Annotated in this window: 21 protein-coding genes, 1 tRNA gene and 1 other RNA gene; all 23 read left to right on the top strand. The window is 39.2% G+C overall.

Annotation, left to right across the window (positions count from 1 at the left end):
• On the top strand, positions 1 to 1,135 hold a 1,135-nt coding region (locus Q7P05_RS06705; RefSeq protein ID WP_303931242.1), incomplete at its 5' end, for a DUF3362 domain-containing protein.
• Between the two features lie 61 nt (positions 1,136 to 1,196).
• Positions 1,197 to 2,234, top strand: coding sequence for an ABC transporter substrate-binding protein (locus tag Q7P05_RS06700; RefSeq protein ID WP_303931240.1), 1,038 nt, complete (start codon positions 1,197 to 1,199; stop codon positions 2,232 to 2,234).
• 64 nt (positions 2,235 to 2,298) lie between these two features.
• Positions 2,299 to 3,645 carry a 30S ribosomal protein S12 methylthiotransferase RimO gene (gene rimO / locus Q7P05_RS06695; RefSeq protein WP_105089408.1) on the top strand — a complete coding sequence of 449 codons (1,347 nt, stop codon included), beginning with the start codon at positions 2,299 to 2,301 and terminating at the stop codon, positions 3,643 to 3,645.
• Between the two features lie 37 nt (positions 3,646 to 3,682).
• Positions 3,683 to 4,930, top strand: coding sequence for a competence/damage-inducible protein A (locus Q7P05_RS06690; protein ID WP_303931235.1), 1,248 nt, complete (start codon positions 3,683 to 3,685; stop codon positions 4,928 to 4,930).
• 4 nt (positions 4,931 to 4,934) lie between these two features.
• Complete coding sequence (gene recA, locus Q7P05_RS06685; RefSeq protein WP_005386086.1) at positions 4,935 to 5,975, top strand: recombinase RecA; 1,041 nt, start codon at positions 4,935 to 4,937, stop codon at positions 5,973 to 5,975.
• A 2-nt stretch (positions 5,976 to 5,977) separates the two neighbouring features.
• Positions 5,978 to 6,421, top strand: a complete 444-nt coding sequence (locus Q7P05_RS06680; RefSeq protein ID WP_295824163.1) for a regulatory protein RecX — start codon at positions 5,978 to 5,980, stop codon at positions 6,419 to 6,421.
• A gap of 175 nt (positions 6,422 to 6,596) precedes the next feature.
• Positions 6,597 to 8,141, top strand: a complete 1,545-nt coding sequence (rny, locus tag Q7P05_RS06675) for a ribonuclease Y (protein WP_255403550.1) — start codon at positions 6,597 to 6,599, stop codon at positions 8,139 to 8,141.
• Positions 8,142 to 8,392: 251 nt separating this feature from the next.
• Positions 8,393 to 10,165 carry a DNA primase gene (gene dnaG, locus Q7P05_RS06670; RefSeq protein ID WP_295781662.1) on the top strand — a complete coding sequence of 591 codons (1,773 nt, stop codon included), beginning with the start codon at positions 8,393 to 8,395 and terminating at the stop codon, positions 10,163 to 10,165.
• Between the two features lie 23 nt (positions 10,166 to 10,188).
• On the top strand, positions 10,189 to 11,352 hold the full coding sequence (gene rpoD, locus Q7P05_RS06665; protein WP_005386091.1) for an RNA polymerase sigma factor RpoD: 1,164 nt from the start codon (positions 10,189 to 10,191) through the stop codon (positions 11,350 to 11,352).
• 163 nt (positions 11,353 to 11,515) lie between these two features.
• The gene (queD, locus tag Q7P05_RS06660; protein ID WP_004696395.1) at positions 11,516 to 11,854 is read left to right on the top strand and encodes a 6-carboxytetrahydropterin synthase QueD; all 339 of its coding nucleotides are present in this window, start codon (positions 11,516 to 11,518) and stop codon (positions 11,852 to 11,854) included.
• On the top strand, positions 11,841 to 12,584 hold the full coding sequence (locus tag Q7P05_RS06655) for a 4Fe-4S cluster-binding domain-containing protein (RefSeq protein WP_303931230.1): 744 nt from the start codon (positions 11,841 to 11,843) through the stop codon (positions 12,582 to 12,584). Before queD ends, Q7P05_RS06655 begins: the two co-directional genes overlap by 14 nt.
• A gap of 86 nt (positions 12,585 to 12,670) precedes the next feature.
• Positions 12,671 to 13,234 (top strand): GTP cyclohydrolase I FolE, encoded by a 564-nt coding sequence (gene folE / locus Q7P05_RS06650; RefSeq protein WP_005386093.1) that lies wholly within the window; start codon positions 12,671 to 12,673, stop codon positions 13,232 to 13,234.
• Between the two features lie 62 nt (positions 13,235 to 13,296).
• Positions 13,297 to 13,371, top strand: a tRNA-Ile gene (locus Q7P05_RS06645).
• A 172-nt stretch (positions 13,372 to 13,543) separates the two neighbouring features.
• Positions 13,544 to 14,275, top strand: coding sequence for a class I SAM-dependent methyltransferase (locus tag Q7P05_RS06640; RefSeq protein ID WP_295824161.1), 732 nt, complete (start codon positions 13,544 to 13,546; stop codon positions 14,273 to 14,275).
• A 15-nt stretch (positions 14,276 to 14,290) separates the two neighbouring features.
• Positions 14,291 to 15,394: a Nif3-like dinuclear metal center hexameric protein gene (locus tag Q7P05_RS06635; protein ID WP_303931227.1), complete on the top strand. Its 1,104-nt coding sequence runs from the start codon at positions 14,291 to 14,293 to the stop codon at positions 15,392 to 15,394.
• A gap of 50 nt (positions 15,395 to 15,444) precedes the next feature.
• Positions 15,445 to 15,795, top strand: an RNA gene (rnpB, locus tag Q7P05_RS06630) — RNase P RNA component class A.
• A 57-nt stretch (positions 15,796 to 15,852) separates the two neighbouring features.
• Positions 15,853 to 16,182, top strand: coding sequence for a co-chaperone YbbN (locus tag Q7P05_RS06625; RefSeq protein ID WP_105089399.1), 330 nt, complete (start codon positions 15,853 to 15,855; stop codon positions 16,180 to 16,182).
• Positions 16,183 to 16,463: 281 nt separating this feature from the next.
• A complete protein-coding gene (locus Q7P05_RS06620; RefSeq protein WP_105089398.1) occupies positions 16,464 to 17,603 on the top strand; it encodes a hydrogenase small subunit in 1,140 nt (379 codons plus the stop codon).
• A complete protein-coding gene (locus tag Q7P05_RS06615) occupies positions 17,603 to 19,504 on the top strand; it encodes a nickel-dependent hydrogenase large subunit (protein ID WP_227721466.1) in 1,902 nt (633 codons plus the stop codon). Before Q7P05_RS06620 ends, Q7P05_RS06615 begins: the two co-directional genes overlap by 1 nt.
• A gap of 14 nt (positions 19,505 to 19,518) precedes the next feature.
• Positions 19,519 to 20,328, top strand: coding sequence for a Ni/Fe-hydrogenase, b-type cytochrome subunit (gene cybH / locus Q7P05_RS06610; RefSeq protein WP_105089396.1), 810 nt, complete (start codon positions 19,519 to 19,521; stop codon positions 20,326 to 20,328).
• Positions 20,321 to 20,899, top strand: coding sequence for a HyaD/HybD family hydrogenase maturation endopeptidase (locus Q7P05_RS06605; protein ID WP_295820132.1), 579 nt, complete (start codon positions 20,321 to 20,323; stop codon positions 20,897 to 20,899). The genes cybH and Q7P05_RS06605 overlap by 8 nt, the downstream gene beginning before the upstream one ends.
• Positions 20,900 to 20,945: 46 nt before the next feature.
• Positions 20,946 to 21,323 carry a hydrogenase expression/formation C-terminal domain-containing protein gene (locus tag Q7P05_RS06600; RefSeq protein ID WP_105089394.1) on the top strand — a complete coding sequence of 126 codons (378 nt, stop codon included), beginning with the start codon at positions 20,946 to 20,948 and terminating at the stop codon, positions 21,321 to 21,323.
• Between the two features lie 347 nt (positions 21,324 to 21,670).
• Positions 21,671 to 21,791, top strand: a 121-nt coding sequence (locus Q7P05_RS09615; RefSeq protein ID WP_369680433.1) for an ESPR domain-containing protein, incomplete at its 3' end; no start/stop codon positions are given.

Here is a 21,791-nt window from a genome sequence, read left to right as displayed (position 1 = left end):
TTATATGCGCACCTATCACCCGATCTATGAAAAAGATGGCGGGATCCCGGCTATTTCCGAGGTCAAGTTCAGCCTGATCAGTAACCGCGGCTGTTTTGGCGGCTGTAATTTCTGTGCCCTGACTTTCCATCAGGGACGCATTGTGCAAACGCGCAGTCATGCTTCCATTCTTGCAGAGGCAGAGTGTATGATAAAGGATAAGGATTTCAAGGGCTATATTCATGATGTTGGAGGCCCTACGGCGAACTTCCGTCATTTAGCTTGTGACAAACAAGCTGTATATGGTGCTTGTAAAGGTCGTACCTGTGCGGCGCCAGAGCCTTGTGAAAATCTAAATACAAACCATGATGACTATATTGCTTTACTCCGTAAATTACGTAAGCTAAAAGGCGTAAAAAAGGTATTTGTTCGTTCTGGCTTGCGTTATGATTATGTTCTAGCGGATAACAATAAAGATTTTGTCCGCGAGCTTTGTGAATTTCATGTAAGTGGACAATTAAAAGTAGCGCCAGAACATGTTTCTAAACGCGTTACCAATATGATGGGCAAAGCTGGTAAGGAAGAGTTCCTCATCTTTAAATCTTGGTTTGAAGAGGCCAATAAAAAGCTTGGTAAGAAGCAATATTTAGTACCATATTTTATGAGCTCTCATCCAGGTTGTGCCTTGGAAGATGCTATTGAATTAGCTGAGTTCTTACGTGATCAACATATGTATCCAGAACAAGTGCAAGACTTTATTCCTACGCCGGGGAGCTTATCGACATGTATGTACTATACGGGCATTAACCCACTGGATGGAAAACCTGTATATGTTGCAAAAAAAGGTAGAGATAAAGCTAAGCAGCGGGCCTTAATGCAATATAAAAATATTGAAAATTATGACCTTGTAAAAGAGGCGCTCATTGAAGCTAATCGGCATGATTTAATTGGATTTGGACCTGAATGTTTGATTCCACCACGCCCAATTGGTCGCAATAATAATCGTACTGGTACGGGCAGTGGAAACCGCAATAGAGTACAAGCTAATAATCGTCGCAGCGGACGTCAGTCAGGTGAGCAGCGTAGTAAGGGAAGATCAGCTCGCAGTGGTATGACTAAAGGTCGTCCATCTAACAAAAGCCGTGGTGGTCGTTAATTATAGAGATTAGTTTTACTAATCTCATTTGGGGATGCTTTATGTCTTATAGGAGGCATATATGAAACGATGGATTGCTCCGGGCATTTTAGCCCTTTTTGTGGTAGGGATGTTGACCTATGGCGTAAACTTTTACCATCAAGAACAATTGGAACATGAAAAAGAGCCTGTTCGTGGTGAGATTACAGTTTATACAGACTTACCAAATAATATAACTACATTGCTTGCCGATCGTTATGAAGATGAGAAGAATGTAAAAGTTACAGTTATGCCTCTTACAGAAGAGCAAATGGCGCAACGTTCGGCCTCAAATGTAGCTGATACATCTGGTGATATTGTACTTACCTCTGAGGATAACCTTGTTGTAGGTGCTAATACTGGAAAATATGCACCTATCGTTAATGAGAAAATTGACGAGGTTCGTGACAATCTAAAGGATACAAATGGATATTGGGTAGGTCTTTGGTATGATCCTATCGTATTTGTTCAAAATGATACCTTCTACAATGGGGTTGGTAAATATATTACTACATGGGATACATTGGCAAAACAAGGGGATTGGACCATTGTAATGACCGATTTTGTAGCCTCTCAGAATGCGGCGAACTTGTTATATAACCTGGTGGAATATAGAGGGGAGCCTGAAGCGTTAAACTATTTATATAGCTTAAAACCTCATGTAATACAACATGCTAAGTTCTTGTCTACCCCAGTTCGTTTAACGGCGCTTGGAGAGTCTAATATCGGCATTGGTAATTTATCTGATGCGGCCCAATATACTCGTCACGGATACCCGATTAAGGTCATTTATCCAACGGATGGAACCTCTTATTATGTAACAGGTGCGGCAGTCTTAAAAAATTCAAAACACAAAGCAGATAGCGTCGAATTTATTAATTGGTTGTTATCTACAAAGACTGCAAAGTATATGGTTGAAAATAACTTCACCTATATATTTACAAACCCAGAAATGGATGAGCCAAAAGACTCATTGGGACATGAGCTAATTTTATGGCCTGTAAATGGCGGTTACACCATTGAGGGTAAAAAATTATTACTAAATCACTGGGTTAGTCAAGTGCGTTTCCGTAAGGAATAACTCAGTTATATAGATCCTATTAAGGTAGTAAATTGAAAATAATCTTGTTAAGAAAGGATATAGAATGGGTAAGAAATTAGGATATGTTAGCCTAGGTTGTGCTAAAAACTTAGTAGATACAGAGGTAATGTTAGGCTTATTGAAAGATAATGGCTATACGATTACAGAGGACCTAAGCGAAGCAGATCTTATCGTCGTAAATACCTGTACTTTTATTGAGAAAGCCAAAGCGGAGTCTATTAATACCATTCTTGAAGTAGCTCAATATAAAGAAGATGGTACATGTAAAGGCCTTATTGTAGCAGGTTGCTTAAGCCAACAATATCAGGATGAGCTATTCAAAGAAATTCCTGAAATTGATGCTTTGATCGGTACAGGTGCATGGGACCAAATCATGGTTGCTGTTGATGCTATTGAGCATGGCAATCGTAGTTGTATCATGGAAAATATTACAAATATCTATGATGAACGCATGCCTCGTATTCAAACAACACCTCGTTACAGTGCATATGTAAAAATTGCGGAAGGCTGTAACAATGGTTGTACCTTCTGCATTATTCCAAAGGTGCGTGGTGCATTCCGCAGTCGTACTATCGAGTCTATTAAGGCTGAAGTGGAACGATTAGCTGCAGCAGGTGTTAAGGAAGTTGTTCTGATTGCTCAAGATACAACTAGTTATGGTATTGACCTTAACGATGGAAAGCCTTTGTTGACTACATTGCTTAAGGAGTTAACTACGGTAGAAGGTATCGAATGGATTCGCATGTTATACCTATATCCAACATTCTTCTCCGATGAATTGTTAGATCTTATCGTTAATGAGCCAAAACTTTGTAAATATGTAGACATTCCATTACAACATGTTAATAACGATATTTTAAAACAAATGAATCGTCGAGATGATCGCAATGATATTGAACGGTTGCTTAAGAAAATTAGAAATGCTCCTACACATATTACATTGCGTACATCTATTATTGTTGGCTTCCCTGGTGAAACAGATGAGCAATTTGAGGAACTTTGCGACTTTGTAAAAGAAATCAAATTTGATAATATGGGTGTATTTACTTACTCTCAAGAGGAAGGTACACCAGCTGGTGCGCGTGAAGACCAAGTGCCAGAAGAGGTCAAAGAAGACCGTTATCATATTCTCATGTCCATCCAAGCCGCTATTTCTGAAGAAAATAACCGCGATTTAGAAGGTACTATTGACTATGCAATGGTAGAAGAAATCGAGGAAGGTGAGAATGGTACATTACTCGCTAAAGGACGCTTAAAATCTCAAGCACCTGATGTAGACGGTAATATGTACATTGAAGACTGCGGAGAAGAGATTCAACCTGGAGATATTCTTAAGGTACAAGTAGAGCAGGGCTTTGCTTACGACGTAGTAGCTACGGTTGTAGAATAAAACACAGCTCGATACATTCGATTGTGGAGGTGATCTGATGATTGTAGAACTCATTTCTACAGGTTCAGAGTTATTGCTAGGTGATACAGTAAATACTAATGTATCTTGGTTAGCACAAGAATTAAATAAATTAGGATATACTATTGCTCATCAATCTGTCGTAGGGGATAACCCAAAGCGTATGGCTGAAGTTTTTCAGTTAGCTAGCTCTCGGGCAGACATTGTTATTAGTACTGGTGGGCTTGGCCCGACACAGGGCGATATTACACGGAATGTATTGGCCGATTCTGTGGGCCGGAAGATTATATTTAATCAAGAGGCGATGTATGAGGTTGAAAAATTTTTCCAACGTGTAAAACGTACTGTGCCAGATGCAAGTCGTCGAGAAGCACAATTGCCAGAAGGTGCAAAGGTACTACATAATCCGGTAGGTGTAGCACCAGGTGTTGTCGTTGAAGACGGAGATACTATATATATTCTTTTGCCAGGACCTCCTGGTGAAATGAAGGGCATGTTCCAAGATAGTGTAGTTCCATATTTGTATGAGCGCTTTGGTTCACAAGGTGTGGTTACCTCTTATCGATATGGTATATATGATATTCGCGAAATTGATTTGGAAAATACCTTAATGGATCTCATTAAGAATCAATCAAATCCGACTATAGCGTTGTTAATCAAAAAAGGCTATATTGAGGTGCGCATTACGGCTAAGGCTGATACCTTAGAGGCCGCATATGAGCTTCTCAATCCTTGGGATGCTATCATTCGAGAACGGTTAAGCTCTCGGGTAGGTCGCGATTTATCTATTTCCATGGAGGAAACTCTGGGTCGTGCTTTATTAGAGGAACATAGTACGATTAGTACTGCTGAATCCTGTACTTCTGGCTTAGTCGGTAAGTTGTTGACTAATGTCAGTGGCAGCAGTGAATACTATATGGGCGGTGTTATCTCCTATAGTAATGATGTCAAACATCGTGTATTAGGTGTACCTCAAGATATGTTAGATACCTATGGGGCCGTTAGTGAGCAAGTTGCTAAGGCTATGGCCGAGGGGGCACGAACTGTTGGTCAAACAACATATGCCGTTTCTACAACCGGTATAGCTGGTCCTGGCGGTGGTAGTCCTGAAAAGCCTGTTGGTCTTGTATGGTTTGGGGTTACCGGACCTCATGGAACAGTGGCTCATAAGGCTAATTTAATTGGTAATCGTGAAGATATTAGACAAAGTGCAGCAGAACTAGCACTTTACTATGTTTATACTTATATAACAGAAAAGGGGAAATAAAAGAATGGCTGTAGATGGCAGACAAGCAGCGTTGGATAACGCGTTAAAACAAATTGAAAAAGACTTTGGTAAAGGTGCTATTATGCGTCTTGGTGAAGCAGCAGATCGCATGAACGTAGAGGTTATCTCCTCTGGTTCTCTTGCTATCGATATCGCTGTTGGTGTAGGTGGGTTCCCTCGTGGCCGTGTAATTGAAATTTACGGTCCAGAATCCTCTGGTAAAACAACAGTAGCTCTTCACGCTGTAGCAGAAGCGCAAAAACAAGGTGGCATTGCAGCGTTCATTGATGCAGAGCATGCGATGGATCCTGTATATGCTCGCAACTTGGGTGTAGACATCAATAACTTGTTGATTTCTCAACCAGATAATGGTGAACAAGCTCTTGAAATTACAGAAGCCCTTGTTCGCAGTGGCGCTGTAGATATCGTCGTAGTTGACTCCGTTGCAGCATTGGTTCCTAAAGCCGAAATCGACGGCGAGATGGGCGATGCTCACGTAGGTCTACAAGCTCGTTTGATGAGTAAAGCATTGCGTAAATTGACTGGTATCATCAGCAAATCTAAAACTGTTGTTATCTTTATCAACCAATTGCGTGAAAAAGTAGGCGTAATGTTTGGTAATCCTGAAACTACAACAGGTGGTCGTGCGTTGAAATTCTATTCCTCCGTACGTCTTGATGTTCGTAAGGGTGAATTAATTAAAGCTAATAACGAAAATGTTGGTGCTCGCACTAAAGTTAAAGTTGTTAAAAATAAAGTAGCACCTCCTTTCAAAACAGCTGAGTTTGATTTGATGTACGGTGAAGGTATCTCCAAAGCTGGTACACTTATTGATATCGGCACAAATATGGAAATCATCAATAAATCTGGTGCATGGTATTCCTATAATGGTGAACGCATGGGCCAAGGTAAAGAAGCAGCTAAACAATATTTGTTAGATAATCCACAAATCGCTGATGAAATCGATCGTATTATTCGCGATACATTAGCTGTTGGTACAGAAGAAATTGATGTAATCGGTGAAGAAGTAACTGAAGAAGTATAATCATGAGTGACGAAACGATGCAAGCTGCTATGGATCAAGCGTATCGCTTCCTAGCTCAACGATTTCTTAGTTCTTATGAACTGACACAAAAAATGAGACGTAAACAAATCGAGGACCCAATCATTGAGCGGGTCCTTGAACGTCTTAGAGACTATGATTACATCAATGATGAGCGCTTATCTGAGCAAGTATTGGCGTACTTGATGAAAGAACAAAAATACGGGGCCTATATGATTAAGCAAAAGATGAAACTGCGAGGTCTTACCGTGCCTCAGGAAATCTCTAATTATGATGAAGTGAAAGCCGCTTATCGCGTTGTAGAGAAAAAGTTTGGCTCCATTCTCAATGAAGAACATACACCTCGTGTAAAAGTATTTAATTTTCTCAAATATAGAGGATTCTCAACGAGTACTATCCAAGTTGTATGCAATGATTTTTATGAATAGATAGTGCTTTTTAAGAGGCCTTACTAGGCTTGTAAAATCTTGACAGAAAGGGCTTTCAAGTCTAAAATTAATAATAGCCTTATTTATTTATATGATGATATGGCTAAATGATAATTTAATGCATGAAGGGCATAAAAAGGAGCATGAAAGCTCAATTTTGAGAATTTAAGAGGAGGTGAGACTGATTTTAGAGTATAGTCTAATTGCAGTGGTAATGGTACTGATTGGACTAGGGGTAGGCTATTTTTTAAGAAAAAATATTGCTGAAGGAAAACTGAATCAAGCTGAACAAGAGGCTGCACGTATCATCGCTAATGGTGAACGCACAGCTGAGTCTAAAAAGAAAGAAGCTTTATTAGAAGCGAAAGAAGAAATTCATAAGCTCCGTTCTGATGTAGAACGAGAAAATAAAGATCGCCGTTCTGAACTTCAACGTATGGAACGTCGTATTCTTCAAAAAGAAGAATCTTTGGATAAAAAATTAGACAATATTGAGCACAAAGAGGAAGCTTTACATCGCAAAGAAGCTGACTTAGCCCAAAGCCGTGAAAAAATTGAAGCTTTGTATGAAAAACAAATGGCAGAATTGGAACGTATTTCTGGTATGACATTTGAAGAAGCTAAGAATATCTTGTTAACGAATGTGGAACAAGAAATTCGTCATGAAACGGCGATTATGGTTAAGGAAATGGAGCAGCAAGCTAAGGATGACGCGGAGAAAAAAGCAAAAGAAATTATCTCCTCTGCTATCCAACGTTGCGCAGCTGACCATGTAGCGGAGACTACCGTATCCGTAGTGGCATTGCCTAATGATGAAATGAAGGGTCGCATTATCGGTCGTGAAGGCCGTAATATTCGTGCACTCGAAACATTAACAGGTATTGACTTGATTATCGATGACACACCAGAAGCAGTTATTCTTTCCGGCTTCGATCCAATTCGTCGTGAAGTGGCTCGTATTGCTTTGGAAAAATTGATTGTAGACGGTCGTATCCATCCAGCTCGTATTGAAGAAATGGTTGGTAAAGCTCGTAAAGAGGTTGACCAAACTATTAAAGAAGCTGGTGAACAAGCAACATTTGAAGCTGATGTTCATGGCTTACATCCTGAAATTGTAAAGATTTTAGGTCGTTTGAAATATCGTACTAGTTACGGTCAAAACGTTTTGAAACATTCTATTGAAGTATCTCATTTAGCAGGTTTGATGGCAGCTGAACTAGGCTGTGATGTAACATTGGCTAAACGAGGTGGTTTGATCCATGATATTGGTAAAGCATTGGACCGTGAACTTGAGGGTTCTCATGTTCAAATCGGTGTTGATGTGGCTCGTAAATATCGTGAAAGCGCAGCAGTAATTAACTGCATTGGCGCTCATCATGGTGATGAAGAGTTCCAATCTGTAGAAGCTGTATTAGTTGCAGCTGCTGATGCTATCTCTGCGGCTCGTCCTGGAGCACGTCGAGAAACATTAGAAAACTACTTGAAACGTTTATCTAAATTGGAAGAAATCGCTGAATCCTTCGAAGGCGTTGAAAAATGCTTTGCTATTCAAGCAGGTCGTGAGATTCGCGTTGTAGTAAAACCGGATAAGATTGATGAAGCTGAGTCTACATTACTCGTTCGGAATATCGTAAAACGCATCGAGTCTGAACTCGAATATCCAGGCCAAATTAAGGTCGTAATTATTCGTGAAACTCGCGTTGTGGATTACGCAAAATAATATGCTATAAGCGATAAGTATAGGCTGCAATGATTTCATTGCAGCCTATTATTATCAAATATTATTCGCAGACTATTAAAAGATACGGCGTATAGGAATCACCATGTATTGATCCTAAATAGATGGTGATTCCTATGATTCGTATCAGTTACTCAATCGGTCGACTTGATAATTGATTAAATTACTTTACAAATAGAGGATTTTTTATTTGTATATCGAATTAATATATATAAGGGAAGGAGGCGTTGGCTATGAGCCGATATTTTGAAAATGAATTGATTGAACAAATCAAAGATGCAAATGATATTGTATCTGTAATATCTGAGCATGTAGCCTTAAAGAAACGGGGCAAGAACTATTGGGGTTGTTGTCCATTTCATAATGAAAAGACGCCGTCCTTTAGTGTTGCCCCTGAAAAGGGCTTTTATTATTGTTTTGGCTGTCATGCATCGGGAAATGTCATTAAATTCCTTATGGAGCTTGAGCATTTAAGCTTTGTTGAGGTCTTAGAGCGCCTTGCTAATCGCGCTAATATTCCATTGCCAGAGGCTAAGCTTTCACCAGAACAACGAGCTCGAGACGAACGACGGAAAAAACTATATGAAGCGTCAGAACTAGCGGCTACATTTTTCCATAACTGCCTTACTCAAACATCGATTGGTAAGGTTGGCCTTGATTACTTAAAAAAACGGGGCCTTACAAAAGAGACGATTGAAAAATTTAAATTAGGCTTTGCACCAGATGGTTGGGATAAGTTGTATCGCGCCTTTCACGAACGGGGCATTGATGACTCAATTCTCTTGGAGCTAAATTTAGTTCGTAAGAACCAAAAGGGACAGTTTTACGATTTCTTTAGAAACCGTATTATGTTCCCCATTATGGATGGTAAAGGTCGTGTAGTTGCCTTTGGTGGACGTGTCATGGATGACAGTACGCCAAAATATTTGAACTCACCAGAATCAGCCATCTTTGAAAAGGGGAAACTATTGTTTGCCTTTGATAAGGCTTATAAATCCATTCGTCAAGAACGACAAGCTATCCTTGTGGAAGGGTACATGGACGTTATCTCTGCCCATAACCATGGTGTTACTAATGTGGTAGCATCTTTGGGGACGGCTTATACACGAGACCATGGGCATATCTTGATGCGGCAGGCTGATGAAATTGTACTGGCCTATGATATGGATGGAGCAGGTCGTCAAGCGGCGGCTAGAGCTATAGAATTATTGCAAAATACGGACTTCAAGGTGCGTGTTCTCGCTATGCCAGATGGCAAAGATCCAGATGATTATGTACGCAATCATGGGGGACAAGCGTTTAAAGATTTAGTGGCTAAAGCGGTTAAGCCTCTTGATTATTTATTGAGTGAGTCCCTAATTAAACACGACACAAATGATACGGAAGGGAAGCAAGCTGTATTGGCTGATGTATTCCCGTATATTGCTAATATAGATAGTCAAACACAACGGGATGATGCATTAAAAACATTGGCATTACCTTTGTGGCTTGATAATAGTAGTATCTTTAGATATTTCAGAGACTATGTAAAAAAAGGACAAATTGAATTAGTGGATACCGCATCTGCACCTTTGCCAACACAGGATTTACCTAAAGGCGATGCAGAGAAATTATTGTCCTTAGCCTTTACAGATGGTGAAGTGTTACAACATATGATGAGCTATTTGCCATTAGAGGACTTTGAAAAAATTGAATATCGCGGTATAATAGAAAAGATATTCACCTTATTTAAACAAGAAGGTCGTCTAGATGATACTACCATTCAGTCTGTTTTATCGCCATCGGAGTATGATATTTACTCTAGATTGGTTGTTATGAGTGACGATGAGTATAAGGTGCAAGTGCCTGGATTAATCCGTAAGATAAGGCTTCATTCATTGCGTGAACAGTATAAAGCGCATTCAATTATGGCGGATCAACTAAAACGGGCAGGAGATTCGACATTTATTAGCGAATTACATAAGTGTCAGGAAATACAGAACTTAATTAGAGAATGGTCTAAGTAATATAATGTAAAAAGGAGAGCGCTGTGGCTAAGAAAGTACAAAAAAGTCAAATAGAGGAGATTGTTGAACAACTTCTTGAAAAAGGCCGGAAAACCGGTGTGTTGACACAATCAGAGATTTCAGATGCTCTTCATGAGCAGACTGATCTTACTGCAGAACAATTAGATGATATTTATACTACATTTGGTAAGTTAAATATTGAAGTAGTGGCTGATATCGACGGTGAGGACGCTGATGCTAATCCAATAGAGCCAGAAGAAGAGGATGAAGAGGATACTTCTAGTGAAAAGAATATCTCCATCGATTTAAGCGTAGACTCTGGCGTTAACATTGATGATCCAGTGCGTATGTACCTCAAAGAAATCGGTCGTGTTCCATTGCTTTCCGCTGATGAGGAAATTGTTTTAGCTAAGCAAATTGAAGCTGGCGCAGCAGAAGATGCTACATATAAAGACGTTCAACTTGCCAAAAAGGCTAAGAAAAAATTGGTAGATGCTAACTTGCGCCTCGTTGTAAGTATTGCAAAACGCTATGTAGGTCGTGGTATGTTATTCTTGGACTTGATTCAAGAAGGTAACTTGGGCCTTATTAAAGCTGTAGATAAGTTCGACTATACAAAGGGTTATAAATTCTCCACATATGCTACATGGTGGATTCGTCAAGCGATTACTCGTGCTATTGCGGACCAAGCTCGTACAATTCGTATTCCAGTACATATGGTAGAAACAATCAATAAATTGATTCGTATTTCCCGACAATTGTTGCAAGATAAAGGTCGTGAACCATTACCAGAGGAAATTGCAGAAGGTATGGGGATTACGGTAGAGCGTGTGCGTGAAATTCAAAAAATCGCACAAGAACCAGTATCATTGGAAACTCCAATTGGTGAAGAGGAAGACTCTCACTTGGGAGACTTCATTGAAGATCAAGATGCTATTGCTCCAGATGATGCAGCTAGCTATATCTTATTACAAGAACAAATTGAAGATGTATTTACATGCTTAACTGACCGTGAGCAACAAGTATTGATCTTGCGTTTTGGTTTGAAAGATGGTAAACCACGTACATTGGAAGAAGTAGGTCAACATTTCAATGTAACCCGTGAACGTATTCGTCAAATCGAAGGTAAAGCGCTTACTAAATTGCGCAATCGTGGTAAACGCGATAAAATTAAAGACTTCTTATAAGAGGTTGAATCTCTTAAGGGTTGTAATACAGTGCTATTGTGCTGTGTTGCAACCCTTTTGTGATATAATTAAAGATAGTAAACGTAAGTAATAAGAGTACGTTAAAGTCTTTTAATGTAATACATAGCAAATATTAAAGTTCATATAATATTTAGGAGATATAATGTTTACAGTTACAAAACGATTAGAGGTGAGTGCGTCTCACCAATTGAAATTAGATTATCCAAGCAAATGTCAAAATCTACATGGGCATAATTGGATTATTACGGTTCATGCTCGTTCTGAAGAGTTAGATCATAATGGCATGGTAATCGACTTTACCATTATTAAAGAAAAAATACATGGCCGCTTAGATCATCGCCACATCAATGATGTATTAGGCGATATCAATCCTACTGCTGAAAACATGGCAAAATGGATTGCTGATGAGTTGGGCCCTAAATGTTTCAAGGTAGAGGTTCAAGAGTCTGAAGGGAACACAGCTATTTATGAACGTGATTGAAATCTTCGCTTCTATTGATGGTGAAGGAAGTCGGCAAGGGCTATTAACCACATTCTTACGCCTTCATGATTGCAATATACGTTGTTCATATTGTGATACTACCTATAGTTATGGTATTGATAGTACTTTCACAGACATGACCGTCCGAGAGGTAGCTGATGCTATTGAAAGTTTAGGCAATCATCGAATTACTATTACGGGTGGTGAGCCACTATTACAAGAAGCTGCTGTAGTGGAGCTAATCGATGAATTAAATCGTCGTAAATCTGCCAAATTAGAGGATAAACCGTGTGCTGATAAACAATCGACTACGGGAAATAACGTATTCGAAGACGCCCAAGACGTATTAGATGGTGAAAGTCCCTACGATTTCAATATTGAAACAAATGGTACGATTATACCGAGCTTTCACCGAGAAAATGTGTGGTTTACCTACGATTATAAAACACCATCCTCTTTAGCTGAGGAATCTATGAATTTAGATATATTCAAAGTTTCTAGGGAACATGATTTAATTAAATTTGTAGTAGGTTCCGTAGAGGATTTAGACTGTATGCGTCGTATGATTAATCAATATCCTACAAAGGCTCAAATCTATGTATCGCCAGTGTGGGGAAAAATAGAGGCAGCTGACATTATTGATTATATGAAAGAGCATAATCTACAAAATGTACGATTCCAATTACAGATTCATAAATTTGTATGGGATCCTGATGCGAAAGGTGTATAGTATAGTTAGGGTGTAGAGTATCGAGTGTTTTCTAATGCAGTATGATACATTATGATATGATGACACCTTGATATAAAGGGGAACATATGGATACAGAAAAAATAGAATCACTTGTATATCAATTGCTAGAAGCCTTGGGGGAGGACCCTAATCGTGAAGGTTTAGTAGAAACGCCTAAGCGTGTAGCTCAAATGATGGCAGAGGTATACGAAGGGATTCAGTATACGAATGCTGAGATTGCAGAGATGTATGGTAAGACCTTTGAAGTTGATACAAATCAAATGGTTGTAGTAAAGGATATTACGTGTTTTTCTCATTGCGAACACCATATGGCTTTGATGTATGATATGAGTATTAGCATTGGCTATATTCCTAAAGGTCGTGTTATTGGCTTATCTAAAATACCTCGCATTGCTGAAATGTGTTGCAAACGATTGCAATTACAAGAAAAAATTGGAGAAGATATAGCTGAAGTTATTTCACTAGCTACAGGGTCAGAGGATGTTATTGTTCATATTACATCTTCTCATAGTTGTATGAGTGCGAGAGGGATTAAATCTACAGATAGTCAGACTACTACATTAGCTACAAAGGGTGTATTTAACGAAGATAATATGATTCACCGTTTTATGTTGATGAAACAGTCGTAGACTAGATATCTTGACTAATAGTCAGGCTATTCGGTATAATTAATAAGCTAGAAACTAACTGTGGGCCTATAGCTCAGGGGTAGAGCAACCGGCTCATAACCGGTCGGTCCCTGGTTCGATCCCAGGTGGGCCCACCAATTATGTTGATATCTACCGTCCTTGAGATTTCAAGGGCGGTTATTTTTATATGTAATTCATTTATTTCTTAGATACAATAGTCATTACTAAGATAGATAGTAGATGATACTCTACAGTATCCATCGTCTGATTTATGAGTTTACTAAGAGATAAATAGGAAATAGAGGAATTATGGAACCAAGACCTATGATGGATCGCTTAGAGGCGGTGTTTTCGATTGTGCCAAAGGCTCGTGCAATAGCTGATATTGGTACTGATCATGGATATTTAGCAGTAGAACTTATCAATCGTAATCGTGCTGACTTTGTTATCGCCGGTGATGTACATAAGGGACCTTTAGAATCTGCAAAAGAATATGTTAAGTCCCGAGGACTTGATTCTAAGGTAGATTGCCGTTTAGGTGATGGCCTCAAGGTTACCGAGAAGGGCGAGTTAAATGGTGCTATTTGCTGTGGTATGGGCGGCTTCTTGATGCGCGATATCGTAGAAGAAGGGCCTGAACCGTTGGAGTTCTACGTGTTACAACCGCAGAATGGGCAAAAAGAATTGCGTCAATATATGGTGCAAAAAGGCTATGTTATTGTTCTTGAAATTATTGTTGAAGATACCGGTAAATTATATACTGCGTTTTTAGCGATTCGCGAGGATTGCCTGGAAAACTATACGGGCACAGCAAATCATGAAAATATGTATGCCGCATTGCCTGAAGAATCCTTGCTGTGGTCTGTAGGGGCTCTTTTAGAACAAGAACGTCCACCTCTTTGGAATAATTATATTGAGTATTTGATATATCAACGACAATGTGCTTTAGATGGTATGACAGAGAAATTGAGCCATACTGACAAATATCGGGATTTAAAGCGCGAAGTCGAATTTCTTCGTAGTCTTTTAGAAAGTAGATAGAAAGAAGTGAGTTTTATGACAACTGTTCAACAAGTCATTACCTTAATGGAACAATTAGCACCTCGATCTTATGCCGAATCTTGGGATAATGTAGGCCTAATGGTAGGCGACAGAAGCACTATGGTTACAGGTGTATTAACTACATTAGATGTAACAGAGGAAACAATTTCGTATGCCATTGAACATGACTGTAATTTGATTGTTAGTCATCACCCGTTAATTTTTAAAGGATTAAAACAATTATCTTGTGATACGGCTCAAGAGCGCATGATTCATAGATTGATTCAACATAAGATAGCCGTATATAGTGCCCATACGAATCTTGATATTGCACCTGGTGGCTTAAACGATATGTTGGCAGAACGATTAGGTCTTATAGATGTTAAGGGCTTTATCAAAACTGGTGAAGATGCGCTATATAAGATAACTACATTTGTGCCTGAAAATGCAGCTGATGCGGTTCGTCATGCAATGGGATCTGCTGGTGCTGGTAAAATTGGTAACTATGAGCATTGTAGCTTTAGTATTCATGGTGAAGGTCGCTTCATTGGTAACGAAGATTCTAATCCTGTTATCGGTGAAGCTGGTGCTTTAACGGTAGCAGCTGAGGTACAAGTGAATGCTATCGTTGATGGTACACATTTAAGCCAAGTTGTAGAGGCGATGAAAGAGACCCATCCTTATGAAGAGGTGGCTTATGAAGTGGTGTCCTTGGCTGAGCCAAAAGGTTCAATTCAATATTTAGGTCGTATTGGTCGTTTGCCAAATGCACTCAATTTAGATACATTCCGTGAATGGGTTCAGGAAGCATTGCCAGACGCTAATATTCGTTTTGCTGGAGTAGCTCCTCAAGAAATACAATCTATAGCACTCTGCTCCGGTGCTGGCGCGGAATTTATTAAGGATGCAGCTCGTATACATGTGGATGCATATATTACAGGTGATGTGAAATATCATGATGCACAATTAGCTAAAGAGCTAGGATTGCTCGTAGTTGATGCAGGGCATTTTGGCACAGAATCTATTGTTGCGAGAGGCTTATGTGATTATTTACTTAGTAAAGATGTACCTGTTCCTGTGAAAGCTTTTACAGAACAAAATGATTTCTTTTTCTTATAATATTGCATTTTCTTGCAACAAATAGGCTAGCTATGATAAACTGAATTGAAGCAAGTATGAAAGACGGTTGCGAGTCCATTGGACTCGAGGAAAGTCCGAGCTCCATAGGGCAGGATGCCAGATAACGTCTGGCGAGGGTAACCTTAGGGAAAGTGCCATAGAAAAGGAAACCGCCACGTCAGTGGTAAGGGTGGAAAGGTGAGGTAAGAGCTCACCAGCAGTCTGGTAACAGGCTGGCTCGGTAAACCCCATCCGGAGCAAGACCGAATAGGGAAGGGTTAAGGGTGGTCCCGCCTACCTTCCGGGTTGTGTCGCTCGAGCGTGCAGGCGACTGTACGCCTAGAAAGATAATCGTCACCGCGCAAGCGGAACAGAACTCGGCTTATTGATTGCTTGCTTCCATATTTAAGATATAATTTATAGTATACAAGATTGTAGATCTTTGTTAGGAGAACTTCATGGCAATTACAGCGATTACTAGTGTGCAAGAATTTGATGAAAAAGTACTTGGCTCTAAAGGTTTAGCTATTGTTGATTTCTGGGCTGCCTGGTGCGAACCTTGCACTGTTATGCGTCCAGAAGTAGAAGCAGTAGCTGAACGTTTAAAAGGACAAGTAGAGTTCTTTAGTGTTGATGCAGAAGATAAAAATCTTCGTGGTATTTTGTTGAAAGAAGATATTGATGGTATTCCATCTATGGTATTCTTCCGTGATGGCAAAATGCTTGATTCCCTTGTGGGTTACAAGAAAGCTGATGTGCTTGAGTCCCTAATCAAGGAAGTTATCTAATTTATTGATAACTAATGAATTTTACAAAAAATATATAATACAAGGCTGTATGCAAGTTAAATAAACTTTCTTGTATACAGCTTTTTTATTTGAATTATATAGTTTTCATAAATATTAAGTGATATAATAAAGTAGTAAGAATATGATTGTTATCATAATAGCTGTGACGAATTAGATAGTACATTATTTAATTTTCATAGTATGATTATTATCATAATAGTTGTAGTTCATTAAGTAATATTGATATATTGCGCAAAGTTGTTGTAAGGAGGCTATATTCCGTGAAGAATCGTATAAACAGTTTATGGACACTCTTCCAAGAGCGCCGTTTGAGTCGACGCACATTTATGAAATCCTGTGTAGCACTCACCGCTATTCTAGGCTTGCCACCAACGATGTTAGACACTGTTGTTAAGGCAGCTGAAACAACTGAATTGCCTACGGTAATTTGGCTACATGGTCATGAATGTACTGGTTGTAGTGAGTCCTTTATTCGCTCATCTTCTCCATTTACATCTGATGTAATTTTGAATATGATTTCTCTTGAATATGATGATACTTTGGCGGCTGCATCTGGTGCACCATTAGAGGAACATTTAGAGAAAATCATCAAAGAAAAAGCAGGCAAATACATCTTGGCTGTTGAAGGTGGTGTGCCACTTGATGAAAATGGTGTTTACTGTACAGTAGGTGGTCGCACATTTAAAGAATCCTTATTAGAAGCGGCTAAAGGCGCAGCAGCAATCATTGAATATGGTTCCTGCGCAGCTTGGGGTGGTATTCAAGCGGCTAAACCAAATCCAACAAATACAGTATCTGTATCTTCTGTTGTATCTGGTAAACCTATTATCAAAGTTCCGGGTTGTCCTCCAATTCCAGAGGTTATGACTGGTGTAATCATGCACTATGCATTATTTGGTCAAATTCCACCTCTTGATTCTCAAGGTCGTCCTAAACAATTTTATGGCAATCGTATTCACGACACATGCTACCGCCGTGCCTTCTTTGACTCTGGTCTCTTCGTTGAAAAATTCGACGACGATGCATCCAAATCTGGTTGGTGCTTGTACAAAGTAGGTTGTCGTGGACCTCAAACATATAATTCTTGTGGTAACTTACGTTGGTGGAATGGTTTATCCTATCCAATTCAATCCGGTCACGGTTGTATTGGTTGCTCTGAAAAGGGCTTCTGGGATAATGACGTATTCTACAAACGTTTACCAGATATTCCATTAGCTAATACCATCACAACTGCTGATACAATCGGTACAGTGGCTGCTGTTGGTGCTACTGCAGCAGTTATCGTTCATGGTGCTGCAACTCTTACGCGTAATAAAATTCTTGATATGAAAGAAGAAAAACGCTTAAAAGAACAAGGCTTATGGGATGAAAAGAAACATAATAATGGAGGAGGTCACTAATGAAACGCGTAGTAGTAGATCCGATTTCCCGTATTGAAGGTCATTTACGGGTAGAAATAAAAGTTGATGAAGCGAGTGGTAAAGTAGAGGACGCATTGTCTTCTGGTACTGCTTGGCGCGGTATCGAACTTGTTGCTAAAGATCGCGATCCTCGTGACCTTTGGGCGTTCGTACAACGTATTTGTGGTGTATGTACTACAACACATGCCTTAGCAGCATTACGTGCTGTAGAGGATGCTCTTGGAATTACTATTCCTAAAAATGCAAACTACATTCGTAATATCATGCATAGCTCTTTAGATGTACATGACCATATTGTTCACTTCTATCATTTACACGCTCTTGACTGGGTTAGCCCTGTAGCAGCTCTTAGTGCAGATCCAGCTAAAACAGCACAATTACAAAATGATGTATTAAATACTTATAATGTAAGTGGTTTAGCGCCTGCTGAAACTGCGTCTAAAGACTCTGCATATCCTAAAGAGTTCCCTAAAGCTACAACTGCTTATTTCACAGCTATACAACAAAAGATTAAGAAAATTGTAGAATCTGGTCAATTGGGTATTTTCTCCGCTCAATGGTGGGATCATCCTGATTATAATTTGTTGCCACCAGAGGTTCATTTGATGGCCGTATCCCATTACTTGAATATTCTTGATCGTCAACGTGATATCGTAATTCCTCACGTTGTATTTGGTGGTAAAAACCCTCATCCGCACTATGTTGTAGGTGGCATGCCATGTTCTATTTCTATGAATGATATGAATGCGCCTATTAATACACAACGTCTTGCTGCGGTAGAAGAATCTATTGCATTGGCTAAAGATTTGGTAAATAATTTCTACGTGCCAGATCTATTAGCTATCGGCAAAATGTATGTAGAAAAAGGCATGATTGATGGCGGTGGCCTTGCGAAAAAACGCGTTATGTCCTACGGTGACTATCCAGATGATACATATTCTGGCATTTCTAATGGTGACTACCATAAAAAATGTGTCGTTCGTTCTAATGGCGTAGTTGAAAACTTCGCTTTAGGCGTAGATAAAGCTACATTTATTCCATTAGAAGGTAAAGACTTCATGGATCCTCAATACCTCAGTGAAGAGGTTGATCACTCCTGGTTCACATATCCAGATGGTAAAAGCTCTCTTCATCCTATCGAAGGTGTTACAGATCCTAAGTTTACAGGCCCTAAATCTGGTACAAAAGAAAAATGGGAATTCCTTGATGAAGATAAAAAATATTCTTGGATTAAATCCCCAACTTTCAAAGGCAAAACTGCAGAAGTTGGCCCATTAGCAAAATATATCGTTGTATATACAAAAGTAAAACAAGGTATCATTAAAGATCCAACTTGGGCAGAATCCATGATTGTTCGTCAAATCGATACAGTATCTCAAGTACTTGGCGTTCCTGCTCACGTATGGATGACTACAATGGTTGGTCGTACAGCATGTCGTGGCCTTGATGCACAAGTAGCAGCAAATATGAGTCAATACTTCTTTGATAAACTCGTTGCTAACATAAAAAATGGTGACACTACTGTAGCTGATATGACTAAATTTGAGCCAAATACATGGGATAAAGATGCTAAAGGTGTTGGCCTTGTAGATGCTCCTCGTGGTGGTTTGGGTCACTGGATTCATATTAAAGATGGTCGCTCTGCAAACTATCAATGTATCGTACCATCTACATGGAATGCATGTCCTAAGACTGCAGCTAACGAACATGGTGCCTACGAAGACTCCATGATTGATACACATGTAAAAATTGCAGATAAACCACTTGAAATCTTGAAGGTAATTCACTCCTTCGACCCATGTCTCGCATGTGCAACCCATTTATACAATAAAAAAGGCGAAAAAATTGTTTCCGTCAATACAGATGCATTGTGTAAATAAAGGGTGGTGGGCTTATGTTAATACATACTGACAAAAAGGCGTATGTCGTATTTAGTTTATGGCTGCGCATATTCCACTGGACTATGGTGCTTAGTGTAACGGCTTTATTCTGGACTGGCCTATATATTGGTGATCCAGGATTTGCAGCTATTACAGGTAATCCAGAACCAACCTTTGCAATTGACGGCTGGTTCTCTATGGAAACTATGCGTCGTATCCATTTCATTGCGGGTGTTATCTTAACATTCTCCTTTATCTTCCGATTTGCTGGTGCTCTTTGGAATCGAGGAGACAGATTATTACCTAAATTCCGTCAAAAACGGTATTGGTACGGTCTTAAAGAAACTACATTGCACTATTTGATGATTCCTCAAAAGCATGAACATCATTGGCTTCGTAACTCCTTAGCGAGAACTGCGTACATGATGGTGTACATTATGTTCTTCTTTGAAATCTTAACGGGTTTTGCCATGTTTTCAATGGTTAATCCTAATGGTATTTTAGGAACTTTATTTGCTCCAGTTGTTACATTATTTGGTGGTGAATACAAGGTTCATATTATCCATCACTATATTGCTTGGGGCTTCTTGTTCTTTACTATCGTTCATGTGTACATGGCATTCCGAGAAGACGTTATGGAAGAATCTGGCGAAGTATCTGCTATGGTTTCTGGTATGAAGTATTATGCGCATGACCCAATCGATATTGAAGACCTCAATGGCAAACGCCGTCGTGGTGAACGTATCGATAAACCATCTGGTACAACATATCGTCCAAGTGATCCTAACGATCCTAGAGAAAGAGAATTACAAGAAAATGACTAATACAAGTACTGAAATCATCAGTGGCTTGGAACAATACGCGGACTCAGAGGGTCCGCGTATTGATTTAAATAGCCTTTATGATGATGGTAATAATGAAATCGTCCTACTCGGTGTAGGTAATATATTACTTACTGACGAGGGGTTAGGGGTTCATGTAGTAAAAGAGTTGAAAGAGTCTTTCACATTTACACCGTCTATTTCTATTATTGATGGTGGAACGATGGGAATGGAACTGCTTACGTATATGCGTGGTATGAAGAAAATTCTTCTCGTAGACGCTATCAATGGTGGGGAAGCTCCAGGAACTATATATGAGTTCCCTCATAAGGAATTAGAACAATATTTTACAGAACATATTTCTGTACACGAAGTAGGAATGCAAGATATTTTACGTATCCGCGCCATTCAAGAAGACCCCTTAGAGGATGCAGTCGTTATTGGGGTGGAACCAGAATCGTTAGAGATTGGTTTTGAACCTAGTGCACCTGTACAACGAGCTTTACCAGAGGTGAAAGAACGTGTACTCAATGTGTTACGAGAATGGGGCGTAACTGCAGAACCTAATACTTAAACTAATCGGTTTATAGGATGTAAAATTATCTCTAATAGGAGTATTTATGATTGAGAATTATGGTAATGTTCGCGCCGTTTTAAATGAGTTGCGTTTAGCACTTAAAAATTTGCGTGAAACAGGTGAGACTTATTCTATTTATATAGAGAAAACAGGTCTTGCAGAAGAAGAGCAAGTGGAGGTATTAGAAACACTTGGTCGTGGTCATATTACGATTAACTTCAATGAAACAGATCAGCCTGTAGAGTGGTATGAATCTCAATTCTCTGGAATTTGGATTGGCACCTTTAAAAATGGCCGAGATGATTCGATTTTGCACACTGTAGAGGTTGCTAAATATCCAGTCGTAGCTGGTGCATATGAAGAGGATATGGAACTAGCAGAGGCGGATTTACAATCTTGGATTGATGCTGCTGGCCTATAATATAAGAGACCCTTATCAGGGTCTCTTTCTTCTCTGTAGGAGAATATTTTGGTGATTTAGTTAGTTGGAATCATTAAATTAGCTTTGTTTTTTATAATGTTAGTATTTTATTCATATTTTGGGTATATATAATTGGTTTATATATAGAAAAATTTGTAAAATTACGATGGGTTTTATGAAAATAAAATGAAAAAAAGTTTACTTTTCCCGTAATTTGTGGTATTTTAGATATACACATTCAAGAATGTCGATGAATTCTCAATACATCATCGATACATCATTGTTATTTCATTAAATATGTAGATAGTTAGTTAGTAAGTTTTATAAGTTTTATAGGAGAAAGATTAATGAATCGAGTATTTAAAGTGATTTGGAATCGCACAAAGGGCTGCTATGTTGTGGTGGCAGAAACAGCAAAGAACATGACGAAACGTTCTTCTTTGTCGGTTGTATTTTCTAAAATGGTAG

The organism is Veillonella dispar (genome assembly GCF_937975875.1).
In the GTDB taxonomy this organism is placed as follows: Bacteria; Bacillota; Negativicutes; order Veillonellales; family Veillonellaceae; genus Veillonella; species Veillonella dispar_B.
Note: the sequence above shows the minus strand (reverse complement) of the source record. Positions and strands in the feature narration are given on the sequence as shown.